This window comes from Tepidimonas fonticaldi (genome assembly GCF_001675355.1).
Taxonomy (GTDB): Bacteria; Pseudomonadota; Gammaproteobacteria; order Burkholderiales; family Burkholderiaceae_C; genus Tepidimonas; species Tepidimonas fonticaldi.
Genome location: NZ_LZDH01000056.1, coordinates 496,838 through 509,275, shown reverse-complemented (window position 1 = coordinate 509,275; position 12,438 = coordinate 496,838). Strand labels below are relative to the sequence as shown.

At 72.4% G+C, this 12,438-nt stretch carries 6 protein-coding genes; all 6 read left to right on the top strand.

Annotated elements, in window-relative coordinates:
* The first annotated feature begins 44 nt into the window (after positions 1-44).
* The 6 genes from nirB to A9O67_RS08190 all read left to right on the top strand — a co-directional run bounded on the left by nirB (position 45) and on the right by A9O67_RS08190 (position 12,438).
* Positions 45-2,555 carry a nitrite reductase large subunit NirB gene (nirB, locus tag A9O67_RS08215; RefSeq protein WP_231960269.1) on the top strand — a complete coding sequence of 837 codons (2,511 nt, stop codon included), beginning with the start codon at positions 45-47 and terminating at the stop codon, positions 2,553-2,555.
* Positions 2,552-3,010: a nitrite reductase small subunit NirD gene (gene nirD, locus A9O67_RS08210; RefSeq protein ID WP_068609150.1), complete on the top strand. Its 459-nt coding sequence runs from the start codon at positions 2,552-2,554 to the stop codon at positions 3,008-3,010. The genes nirB and nirD overlap by 4 nt, the downstream gene beginning before the upstream one ends.
* 7 nt (positions 3,011-3,017) lie before the next feature.
* Positions 3,018-5,972 (top strand): nitrate reductase, encoded by a 2,955-nt coding sequence (locus A9O67_RS08205; RefSeq protein ID WP_082955453.1) that lies wholly within the window; start codon positions 3,018-3,020, stop codon positions 5,970-5,972.
* Positions 5,969-6,946: a DNA-binding protein YbiB gene (gene ybiB, locus A9O67_RS08200; RefSeq protein ID WP_068609148.1), complete on the top strand. Its 978-nt coding sequence runs from the start codon at positions 5,969-5,971 to the stop codon at positions 6,944-6,946. The genes A9O67_RS08205 and ybiB overlap by 4 nt, the downstream gene beginning before the upstream one ends.
* Complete coding sequence (gene cobA, locus A9O67_RS08195; protein WP_068609147.1) at positions 6,943-7,737, top strand: uroporphyrinogen-III C-methyltransferase; 795 nt, start codon at positions 6,943-6,945, stop codon at positions 7,735-7,737. Before ybiB ends, cobA begins: the two co-directional genes overlap by 4 nt.
* A gap of 138 nt (positions 7,738-7,875) precedes the next feature.
* A complete protein-coding gene (locus A9O67_RS08190) occupies positions 7,876-12,438 on the top strand; it encodes an EAL domain-containing protein (RefSeq protein WP_068609145.1) in 4,563 nt (1,520 codons plus the stop codon).

Genomic DNA, 12,438 nt, shown 5'->3' with positions numbered 1-12,438 from the left:
CACCGCACCCCGGCCGAGCCCCTCGACCCCCACGGAGCCTGGACATGGACATGCGCATCCCACCCCACGACCCACCCAAACTGGTGATGATCGGCAACGGCATGGCCGGCGTGCGCGCGCTGGAGGAACTCCTCGCGCTGGCGCCGGGGCGCTACGACATCACCGTCCTCGGCGCCGAGCCGCACCCGAACTACAACCGCATCCTGCTGTCGCCGGTGCTGGCCGGCGAGCAGACGCTGCAGGACATCATCCTCAACGACTGGGACTGGTACCGCCAGCACGGCATCACGCTGCACGCCGGCTGCACCGCCACCGCCATCGACCGCCAAGCCCGTATCGTGCACGCGCGCCGGGCCGACGGGTCGGCGCTGGCGCTGCCGTACGACCGCCTGATCCTGGCCACGGGCTCGCAGCCGATCGTGCTGCCGGTGCCGGGGCGCGATCTGCCGGGCGTGCTGGCTTACCGCGACATCGCCGACACCGAGGCGATGATCGAGGCAGCGGCGCACTACCGGCAGGCGGTGGTCATCGGCGGCGGTCTGCTCGGGCTGGAGGCGGCCAACGGGCTGGCGCGGCGCGGCATGGAGGTCACGGTGGTGCACCTGGCCCCGTGGCTGCTGGAGCGCCAGCTCGACCCCACCGCCGCCGGCCTGCTGCAGCGCGCGCTGCAGCAGCGCGGCCTGCGCTTTGCGCTGCAGGCGCAGACCGAAGCGCTGCTGCCCGGCGACGATGGGCGGGTGGCGGCGGTGCGGCTCAAGGACGGCACCACCCTGCCCGCCCAGCTCGTCGTGATGGCGGTGGGCATCCGCCCCAACACGGCGCTGGCCGAACAGGCCGGCCTGCTGTGCCAGCGCGGCGTGGTGGTCAGCGACACGATGCAGACCGTCACCGATCCGCGCATCTATGCGGTCGGCGAGTGCGTCAACCACCGTGGCGTCAGCTACGGCCTGGTGGCGCCGCTGTTCGAGCAGGCCAAGGTGCTGGCCAACCACTTGGCCGAGTTCGGCATCGCGCGCTACACGGGATCGCTCACATCCACCAAGCTCAAGGTGACCGGCATCGACCTCTTTTCCGCGGGCGACTTCATGGGCGGGCCGGACGCGGAGGAGATCGTGATGAGCGATGCGGCCGGCGGCGTGTACAAGAAGCTGGTCATCCGCGACGACCGGTTGGTGGGCGCCTGCCTCTACGGTGACACGGTCGATGGCAGCTGGTACTTCCGCTTGCTGCGCGAGCAGCGCCCCATCGGCGACATCCGCGACCGGTTGATGTTTGGCGAGACCAACATCGGCGACACCGGCCACCAGGGCCAGAGCAAGGCCTCGGCCCTGGCCGACGGCGATGAGGTCTGCGGCTGCAACGGCGTGACCAAGGGGGCCATCTGCAAGGCCATCAAGGAAAAGGGCCTGTTCACGCTGGAAGAGGTGCGCCGCCACACCAAGGCCAGCGCTTCCTGCGGCTCCTGCACCGGGCTGGTGGAGCAGATCCTGATGCTGACCGCCGGCGGCGACTATTCGGCCTCGCCCAAGACCAAGGCATTGTGCGGCTGCACCGAGCACGGCCACCAGGCCGTGCGCGACGCGATCCGGCAGCACAAGCTGCTGCGCATCGCCGACGTATTCCGCTTTCTGGAGTGGAAGACACCCAACGGCTGCGCCACCTGCCGGCCTGCGGTGAACTACTACCTGATCAGCACCTGGCCCAAGGAGGCGCAGGACGATCCGCAAAGCCGCTTCATCAACGAACGCAGCCACGCCAACATCCAGAAAGACGGCAGCTACAGCGTGGTGCCGCGTATGTGGGGGGGCGAGACGACCGCGGCAGAGCTGCGCCGCATCGCCGACGTGGTGGACAAATACCGCATCCCCACCGTCAAAGTCACCGGCGGGCAGCGCATCGACCTGCTGGGCGTGCGCAAGGAGGATCTGCCTGCGGTCTGGCGCGACCTGGGCATGCCCAGCGGGCATGCCTATGCCAAGGCGCTGCGCACCGTCAAGACCTGCGTGGGCAGCGAATGGTGCCGCATGGGCACGCAAGACAGCACCCAGATGGGCAAGGATCTGGAGCGCGCGCTCTGGCGCATGTACGCCCCGCACAAGGTCAAGCTGGCCGTCAGCGGCTGCCCACGCAACTGCGCCGAAGCCGGCATCAAGGACGTGGGCGTGATCGGGGTGGACAGCGGCTGGGAGATCTACATCGCCGGCAACGGCGGCATCAAGACCGAGGTCGCGCAGTTCCTGGTCAAGGTGAAGACGGCCGAGGAGGTGCTCGAATACGCCGGGGCCTTCCTCGAGCTGTACCGGCAGGAGGGCTGGTATCTGGAGCGCACCTGCCACTACGTCGCGCGTGTGGGCCTGGACCACGTCAAGCGGCGCATCGTCGAGGACGCCGCCGGCCGCCGCGCCCTGTGGCAGCAGCTGCAGCAGGCCCTGCAGGACGAGCCCGACCCTTGGCACGAGTTCGCGCGCGCCGGAGTGGATGAGCGTCAGTTCGAGCCGCTGCGCCCCGAGGCGCAGCCGGCGAGCGCACCGACGGAGCAAGGAGTGCCCGCATGAACCCCGCCGCCGAAGACACCTGGGTGCGCGTCTGCCGCCTCGACGACATTCCGGCTCTGGGGGCGCGCCGTGTGGCGCGGGCGAGCGGCCTGGACGTGGCGCTGTTTCGCACCGCCGACGACCGCGTCTTCGCCTTGCTGGACCGCTGCCCGCACAAAGGCGGGCCGCTGAGCCAGGGCGTCGTCTTCGACGAGCGCGTCGCCTGTCCGCTGCACAACTGGACGATCGGGCTGGCCGATGGTCGCGCGGCCGAACCGGACGAAGGCTGCACGCCCACGTTCGACGTGCTCGTCGAGCACGGCGACGTCTGGCTGCGCGCCGACCAGCTGCACCACCGCGCCACCGACCTGACGCGCCCGCTGGCCGGTCCGGCGCGGCGCGGCTGCGGTGCCTCCGCCACGGCCAGCCGGTGCGACGGCGAGGCCACCCCCGCCACGGTCCATCCGTCCGCCTGAGCCCGCGATGGACATCGAAACCGTGACCGATTCCCCGGCCCGCCGCGCTGCGGATGAAACGGTGCGCGTGACGCGCTCCACCTGCCCGTATTGCGGGGTCGGCTGTGGCGTGTTGATCGAAAGCCGTGGTGCGCGCATCGTCGGCGTGCGCGGCGACCCCGATCACCCGGCCAACCACGGCCGGCTGTGCACCAAGGGCTCCACCCTGCACCTGAGCGCCGAGCCGTCGCGTCAGGCCGCTACTCGCCTGCTGCAGCCGATGCTGCGCCACGACCGGGCCAGCCCACCGGCGACCACCTCTTGGGACGCCGCCCTGGACCACACCGCGCAGCGGCTGGCCGACATCGTGCAACGCCACGGGCCGCAGGCGGTGGGCTTTTACGTCAGCGGCCAGCTGCTGACGGAGGACTACTACGTCCTGCACAAGCTGGCGCGCGGGCTCATCGGCACGCCGCACATCGACAGCAACTCGCGCCTGTGCATGAGCAGCGCGGTGGTGGGCTACAAGCAGACGCTGGGCGCCGATGCGGTGCCGACCTGCTACGAAGACCTGGACCATGCTGACTGCGTCTTCATCGCGGGCAGCAACACCGCCTGGGCGCACCCGGTGCTGTTTCGCCGTCTGGATGCGGCCCGGGCCCGCCGGCCGTCGATGCGCGTCATCGTCGTCGACCCCCGCCGCACCGACACCGCCAGCGTGGCCGACCTGCATCTGGCGCTGCAGCCGGGCACCGACGTGATGCTGTGGCACGGGCTGCTGCACCTGATGATCCGCCACGGCTGGATCGACGCCGACTACCTGGCCGCCCACACGCAGGGATTCGCCGAGCTGCGAGCGCTGGTGCAGGACTACCCCCCGGAGCTGGTCGCGCAGGTCTGCGGGCTGCAGCCCGACGATCTGCTGACCGCAGCGCGCTGGTTTGCCGGCGTGCCCGACGGCTGGCCGGCCGGGGTGGCGCTGCCGCGCGCGCAGCGCCTGCGCACGCTGAGCCTGTACTGCCAGGGGCTCAACCAGTCCAGCAGCGGCACGGCCAAGAACGTCGGTCTCATCAACCTGCATCTGGCCTGCGGGCAGATCGGGCGCGCCGGGGCCGGGCCGTTTTCCCTGACCGGCCAGCCCAACGCGATGGGCGGGCGCGAAGTCGGCGCCATGGCCACGCTGCTGAGCGGCCACCGCGACATCGCGAACCCGCGCGACCGCGCCGAAATCGCCGCGCTGTGGGGGTTGCTGCCCGGTGTGGATCTGCCCGCACAGGCCGGCCTGACCGCGGTGGAGATGTTCGAGGCCGCGGCCCAGGGGCGGCTGAAAGCGCTGTGGATCGCCTGCACCAACCCGGCGCAATCGCTGCCCGACCAGACCACGGTACGCCGCGCGCTGCGCCAGGTCGAATTCGTCGTGGTGCAGGAGGCCTACGCCACCGCCACCACCTGCGCCTGGGCCGACGTGCTGCTGCCCGCGGCCACCTGGGCCGAAAAAGAGGGTACCGTCACCAACAGCGAGCGGCGCATCAGCCGCGTGCGCGCGGCCGTCCCACCGCCGGCGGGGCCACTCGGCGAAGGGCCGTGGCCGGATTGGCGCATCGCCGCCGCCGTCGGCCAGCGCCTGCAGGCGCTGCTGCCGCCGCGCGCTGGCGGCTCGATGTTCGCCTACGCGACGGCCGAGGAAGTCTGGAACGAGCACCGCCGCAGCACCATCGGCCGCGATCTGGACATCGGCGGACTCAGCTATGCGCTGCTGGAACACGGCCCGCAGCAGTGGCCATACCCGGTCGGCGCCGCCCAGGGGCGCCCTCGGCTGTACGAGGATGGACGCTTTGCCACCGCCGATGGCCGCGCACGCCTGCTCGCCCTGCCCTACGAGTCGCCAGCCGAGGAGCGTGACGAGCGCTACCCCTACGCGCTGCTGACCGGCCGTCTGCGCGACCAGTGGCACGGCATGACGCGCACCGGCACCGTCGAATCCCTGTTCGGCCACGCCGCCGAACCGTGCGTGGATCTGCATCCACAGGACATGGCCGAGGCTGGCCTGACCGATGGCGACCTGGTGCGCGTGCGCAGCCGCCGCGGGCAGATCGTGCTGCCGGCGCGCCCCTCACCGGACGTGGGGCGGCGCCAATGCTTCATCCCGATGCACTGGGGCGGCGAATACCTGGGCGGCCTGCACGCCGACGAGGGGCTGGCACGTGGCGTCAACGCGCTGACGGTGCCGGCCACCTGCCCGCGCTCGCGCCAGCCCGAGCTCAAGCACACTGCCGTACGCATCGAGGCGGCGCATCTGCCCTGGCAGGTGCACGCCATGGCGTGGCTGCCAGCCGGCGAGGCGCTGCGCGCGCAGCAAGCCCTGCGCCCCTTGCTGGCGCAGTTCGAATACGCAGCCTGCGTCCCGGTGGCCCCGTCCGGCGGCGTGGCCACCGCACCCGAAGAGAACGTGGTGGCCCTGTGGTTCAAGGCCGCCCATCCCGCGCCACCGCCACAGCCGGACTGGCTGGCGCAGCTCGGCCAGGCCTTGCAGCTTGAGGTCGCGGATATCGCCCGCTACGACGACGCCCCGCGCGGGCAGCATCGCCGCCTGCGCCTGCAGCGGCTCGGCGACGAAGTCAGGCTGCAGGCCTTCCTGCTGGCCGGGCAGGCCCGCTCGCGGGCGTGGTTGGGGGCGCTGCTGCGGCAGCGGCAAGCGCTCACCCTGCCGGTGGCGATGCTGCTGATGGATCTGCCCGATCCCGTCGGGCTGCAGATCAAGCCCGCCTCGCGCACGGTGTGCAACTGCCTGGGCGTCACCGAAGCCGCGATCACGACGACCCTGGAGGGCCTGACGGGCACGGCCGAGGAGCGGCTGCGCGCACTGCAGGCCTCGCTGCGCTGCGGCACCCAGTGCGGCTCGTGCGTCCCAGAGCTCAGACGCCTCGTGACGGCTGCCGGCCTCAGCACCGTGGCAGCAGTGGCGACGGAAACCCAACCATGAGCATCGCCGCCTACCTGCGCGAGATCGGCCGTGGCCGCGACGGCGCGCGCGACCTGACGCGCGCGCAGGCGGCCGACCTGATGCGCGCGTTGCTGCGCGGCGGTGTCTCGGATCTGGAGCTCGGGGCCTGGTGCGTGGCCATGCGTTACAAAGGCGAGGCGGTGGAGGAGTTGGCCGGCTTTCTGCAGGCCGTGATGGAGGACTGCCGGCCGGTGCCGGCCGGCGCCACCCCCACTGTCGTGCTGCCCAGCTACAACGGCGCACGCCGCCTGCCGGTGCTCACCCCCTGGCTGGCCCTGGCGCTGGCCGCGCGCGGCTGCCGCGTCATCGTGCACGGCCAACGCGACGATCCGGGCGGGCGCCTGACCAGCCACGCCGTGCTGCAGGAGTTGGCCCGCCACGGCTTGCCCGTTGAGTTCCCTCACGAAGCCGCTGGCGTCGGCGACCGCCCGGGGGCGTTCTGGCTGCCCACGGCGGCGTTGCACCCCGGGTTGCAGCGCCTGCTGGACGTGCGCCGCACGCTGGGGCTGCGCAACAGCGCCCATACGCTGGTCAAGCTGCTGGCGCCCTGCCCCGGCGCGCTGCTGGTCAGCAGCTACACGCACCCGGACTACCGCGAGCGGGTCTCGGCGCTGCTGGTGCAGACCGGCCAGTGGGCGATGCTGCTGCGCGGCACCGAAGGCGAGCCGGTGGCCGACCCGCGGCGCCGACCGCGCATCGACATCTTCGAAGCCGGCCGCCCGCACACGCTGTGCGAGGCGCAGCCGGGTGTACTGCCCGACGTGCCCGAACTGCCTGATGGCCGCGATCGGGCCGCCACCGTGGCGTGGACGGTGGCGCAACTGCAAGCGCCGCAGCGCTCCCCCGAACCGCTGCGCTTTCAGCTCGAGGCCATCGTCCGGCTGCTGCAGGGCCGCCTCCGGGCCGACACGCCACGGCAGACCACCCCCCACCCCGAAAGGAGCGCTGCATGACCTCCCCCACCCCACCCCGCGGGCGCGTCACCCTGGTCGGCGCCGGCCCCGGCGACCCCGAACTGCTGACCATCAAAGCGGTGCGGGCGCTGGCCGAGGCCGACGTGATCCTGGTGGACGACCTGGTGCCGCAAGCCGTGCTGCAGCACGCCAGCCCACTGGCGCGCATCGTGCACGTCGGCAAGCGCGGCGGCTGCCGCTCCACCCCGCAGGCCTTCATCGACAAGCTGATGGTGCAGCAGGCGCAGCAGGGCCTGCACGTGGTGCGCCTCAAAGGTGGCGATCCGTTCATCTTCGGCCGCGCCGGCGAGGAGATCGCGCGGCTGCGGGCAGAGGGCATCCCGGTGGACGTGGTCAACGGCGTGACCGCGGGGCTGGCCGCGGCCGCTGCCCTGCAGACGTCGCTGACGCACCGGCACGCCGCCCACGGCGTGGTCTTCGTCACCGGCCATCCAGCCCCCGGGCAAGCCCCGCTGGACTGGGCGACGCTCGGCCGCACGGCCCACGCGCTGCGGCTGACGCTGGTCATCTACATGGGGGTGGCCAGCGCGACGGCCATCCAGCACGGGTTGCTGCAGACGATGCGGGCCACGACCCCGGTGGCGGTGGTGCACCAGGCCTCGCTGCCACGGCAGCGGCACGTCGTCACGACGCTGGGCACCCTGCCGCAGACCCTGCAGGCGCATGCCCTGGGCAGCCCGGCGGTCATCATCGTCGGTGACGTGCTGCAGGGGCTGGCCGCCTTGCCCGCCAGCCAAGCGCACGCCAGCCCCACCCGCCGCGCGGCGTGACGGGCGCAGGCACCGTCCGAGTCCGGCCGATCGGCCGACCGCGGCCCCCTCCATCGCCGCCGTCCGCCCAGGCCACGCTGCCGGCGACAGCGGCGCAAGGCAGGTCTACAATGGGCCGAAACGACAAGGACGTCTGCCTTGATCCGCGCCACCGCCCCGCAGCTGGTGGCTCTGCTTGGCGCCTCGGCCGGTGGGCTCGAGCCGCTGCGCGAGTTGCTGGCGGCTCTGCCCCACGACACACGGCTGTGCTGCGTGGTGGCGCAGCACATCGCCGCCACCGAAACCTCGGCGCTGACCAAGCTGCTGCAAACCGTCACCGGCGTGCCGGTGCAGCGCGTCGTCGACGATGAGCCGCTGCGTGGGGGAGTGGTGTACGTCACCCCTCCGGGGCATCACGTCGAAATCGAAGGCCAGCGGCTGCGCCTGCACGCCAGCACCCCGGACCAGGGCCCGGCACCGTCGCTGGACCGGCTGTTCGCCAGCGCGGCGCGCTCGCTCGGGCCGCGGGCGGTGGCCATCGTGCTGTCCGGCACCGGGCAGGACGGCGCCGTGGGCGCGCGCGTGCTGCGCGATGCCGGCGGCGCGGTATGGGCCGAGACGCCTTCGGATGCCCCGTTTGCCTCGATGCCGCAGACCATCGTCGAACGCGGCCTGGCCGACCACGTCGACACCGCCGTGGCGCTGGGACGGCGGCTCGGCCTGCTGTTGCAGCAACGCGCCAGCGCCCCGCCCGCCGCGGGCACAGCCGGGGCGGCCTCGATGGCCGACGAACGCAGCGCGTTTGGCGCCCTCGTGCATCGGCTGGCCCAGAACACCGGGCTGGATCTGGGCCAGTACCAGGAATCGACGCTGCGGCGCCAGTTCGAGCGCGTGATGCGCCAGCAGGGGGCCAGCAGCCTGCCCCAGCTCCTGGCCGCGGTCGACGACGACCCGCCGCTGCTGCACGCGCTGGCGCAGTCGGTCACGATCGGCGTAACCGAGTGGCTGCGCAACCCCACCGCGTTTGCGGCGCTGCGGCTGGCCTGGCGCGAGCGGATCGCCCAGCGCGCGGCGCAGGGGGCCACGTCGCTGCGCCTGTGGTCGGTGGGCTGCTCCACCGGCGAGGAGGTCTACGGCCTGGCGATGCTGACCGACGAGCTGCTCGGGGAACTGGGCCTGACGCTGGACTGGATGGTGCTGGGCACGGACGTCAACGCCCCGGCGCTGGACCAGGCGCGCAGCGGCCTGTTCGACGAGGACAGCGCGCAGGCGCTGCCGGCGGCCTGGCGCCAGCGCTACTTCACCCGCATCGGGCACACGCTGCGCATCCATCAGGACCTGCGCCGCCGCTGCGTCTTCGCGCGCCACGACGCGCTGCAGGACCTGCCGTTCCTGCGCATGGACCTGGTGGCCTGCCGCAACTTGCTGATCTACCTGAAAGGCGCGGCCAAGGACGAGGTGCTGCGCCGGCTGCACCACGCGTTGCTGCCCGATGGCTTGCTGATGCTGGGCCGCTCCGAAGCCCTGACGGCGCGCACGCGCAGCCTCTTTACCACCGTCTCGACGCAGGAACACCTGTGGCGCAAGCGCGCCGACGCCGGCGAGCCGGCGCTGCAGCTGGGCAAGCGGCTGCGCCGCAGCCGCGACGCCGCCCCCGCGCCGGTGCCGCCGCCGCAACTGCGCCCGGTGGACCGGCTGGAGGCCGAACTGCGCGACCGGCTGCTGCAGTACCTGATCGAGCGCCACGCCCCGCCGACGGTGCTGGTCGACCGCGACGGCCACCCGCTGCACGTGGTTGGCAACATGGAGGGCCTGATGCGCTGGCCCTCCGGCCCGACGGCCGCGCTGACCCTGCCCAACCTGGTCGATGGCGCCTGGCGGCGCGACGTGCAGCTGGCGCTGCACCGCCTGTTGGGCGAGGAAACGACGCTGCGCGTGCCGTTGCCGCCGCTGGACGGCCAGCCCGCGCGGGTGCTGGATGCGGCCCGTCTGGATCAGGGCGGCGAGGCCTACCTGCTCGTCAGCTTCGCCTCCCCTGCGGTGGCCACGGCGGCGGGGGCCGGCTCGGAAGTCGCAGCTGCGCCCGTGGATGCCCAGCGCCTGCAGCAGGAGCGGCTGGAAAGCCTGGTGGACGCGCTGGAGCACAGCCAGCAGCAGCTGCAGCAGGCCAACGAGGCGCTCAGCGTCACCACCGAAGAGCTGGAGGCGGCCAATGAGGAGCTGGAGGCCTCCAACGAGGAATTGGAAGCCTCCAACGAGGAGCTGCGCACGCTCAACGAGGAGCTGGACCCCTCGCTGCGCGAGCAGCAGCAGCTCAACGAACTGCTGCACGCGATCCAGGAAAGCGCCGGCACCGCGCTGCTGGTGCTGGACCACGACCGGCGGCTGCTGCGCTTCAACCAGCTCGCCGCCGACCTGCTGGGCCTGCGCGAATCGATGCTCGGCCTGCCGTGGACCTTCGATGCGCGGCGCTTCGCGTGGCCGGACGGGCTGGTCGAGCACGTCGTGCGCGGCGAGGCAGGCCCTTGGCAGGGCGGTCTGGAGCTGGCCAGCGCGCGCCTGTGGGTGCAGCTGGTGCCCTGGCACACCCACGACGAGCGCGCCGGCTACGTGCTGGCGCTGACCGACCTGACGGCGCTGCGGCAGGCCGAGCAGGCGCGGCTGGAGCTGCAGGCACGCCTGACGGCACTGACCGATGCGCTGCACGAGGCCGTGGTGCTGCTGGACGTGCTGCGCGGGCAGATGGTCTATGCCTCGCACCGCCTGCTCGACTGGCTGCCGCCGCCCGCCCCAGGCACCACCCAAGAGCAGCTGGACTGGCTGCTGCAGGCGATCGACCCGGCCGACCAGGGCCGCGTGCAGGCGCGCTGGCACGACGATCGCAGCGACCAGTGGACGCAGCGCTACCGCGTGCGCACGGCCGACGGCGGCTGGCGCCACGTACAGGAACGGGGTGCGCGCGTCAGCCCCGGCACGGACGGGCGGCGGCTGATCGCCGCCTCGCTGCTGGACGTCACGGAGCTGGTGGAACTCGAGCAGCGCGAGCGCAGCGCCCAAGCCCGCCTGCAGGCGGTGTGGGACAACCCGAGCATCGGGATCGCCGTCTGCACGGTGGATGGCAGCGTGCTGGAATGCAACGCCGCGCTGGCGCAGCGGCTGGCCGCCACGGCGCAGGAAATCCGCAGCAGCGCATGGCTGGACTGGATCTACCCGGAAGACCGCGACGGCGCGCGTCAGCAGTGGCGCCAGCTGGGCGCCGGCCGGCCCGCCGCGGCGCTGGAGCAGCGCCTGATGGCGCGCGATGGCGCGCTGCGCAGGTCGCGCCAGCACACGTCGCTGGCGCACCATCCGGCCCCATACGGCGACCTGGTGGTGGTGCTGCTGGAAAACATCGAGGAGGCCAAGGCGCGCGAGCAGACGATCTTTCGCCAGGCCAATTTCGACACCCTCACGGGCCTGCCCAACCGCGCGCTGTACCGCGACCGCCTGGAGCAGGCGCTGCTGCGCGCGCAGCGCGAGCTCAAGCCGCTGTATGTGATGTTCTGCGATCTGGACGGCTTCAAGGAGATCAACGACATCCACGGCCACGAGTTCGGCGACGAGGTGCTGGTGGAAATCGCCGGCCGCATCCGCCGCGCGCTGCGGCCCAACGACACGGTGGCGCGCTTCGGCGGCGATGAGTTCGTCGTGCTGCTGGACGGCCCGGAGTCGCCGCTGGTCGTGGAGCGCATCGCCGACGGCATCCTGCAGACCGTGCGCCAGCCGCTGGATCTGCACGGCAACGTGCTGCGGCTGAGCGCCAGCATCGGCGTGGCCAACTTTCCGAGCGATGGCGAGAGCGTCGAGGAGCTGCTGCGCATGGCCGACACCGCCATGTACGCGGCCAAGTCCAGCGGCCGCGACCGCATGCGCTTTTATTCGCCGCAGATGGAAAGCCGCGCGCGCCACCTGGCCGAGGTCAAGGCGGGGCTGGAGCAGGCGCTGGCGCAGGGCGCCTTCGAGCTGCACTTCCAGCCCATCATCGCGCTGCCCGAGCAGCGCGTGCGCGCCGCCGAGGTGCTGCTGCGCTGGCGCCACCCGGCGCGTGGGCTCGTCTCGCCGGTGGAATTCATCGCCGTGGCCGAAGCCAGCGGCCAGATCCGGCGCATCGGCGCCTGGGTGCTGCGCGAGGCCGCGCGCCGCGCGCTGGAGGTGGGCCGGCGCTGGGGCCGGCATGTCCGGCTGGCCGTCAACGTCTCCAGCGCGCAATTCGGCGACGCCACGCTGCGCGACTGGCTGGAGGAGCACCGCGCCGCGCTGCCCAACCTGACGATCGAGGTCACCGAATCGGTCTGGATGGGCGACAGCCCCTCGACGCTGGCGTGGCTGCAGCTCGTGCGCGAAGGCGGCGGCCACGTGGCGCTGGACGACTTCGGCACCGGCTACTCGAGCCTAGCCTACCTGCTGCGCACGCCGGTGGACGAGCTCAAGGTCGACAAGCGCTTCACCGACCACGTCGGCACCGGCGGGCCCAGCGAGCGCATCGTCACGGCGGTGCTGGAACTGGCCGCCGCGCTGCAGGCGCGCGTGGTGGTGGTAGAGGGGGTGGAGACGGACGCGCAGCTCGGCTTCCTGCGCCCGCACGCGCCGCTGGACGTGCAGGGTTTTCGCTACGCGCGGCCGATGCCGTGGGAAGAGCTGCTGGCCTTCATCGAGACCCACGGGGTGGTCGGGGTCGACTGA

Bases quoted from the DNA above. Each gene is read 5' to 3' on its own strand.
- nirD (WP_068609150.1), top strand. From the start codon at position 2,552: ATGAACCCCGCCGCCGAAGACACCTGGGTGCGCGTCTGCCGCCTCGAC.
- A9O67_RS08205 (WP_082955453.1), top strand. From the start codon at position 3,018: ATGGACATCGAAACCGTGACCGATTCCCCGGCCCGCCGCGCTGCGGAT.
- nirB (WP_231960269.1), top strand. From the start codon at position 45: ATGGACATGCGCATCCCACCCCACGACCCACCCAAACTGGTGATGATC.
- cobA (WP_068609147.1), top strand. From the start codon at position 6,943: ATGACCTCCCCCACCCCACCCCGCGGGCGCGTCACCCTGGTCGGCGCC.
- ybiB (WP_068609148.1), top strand. From the start codon at position 5,969: ATGAGCATCGCCGCCTACCTGCGCGAGATCGGCCGTGGCCGCGACGGC.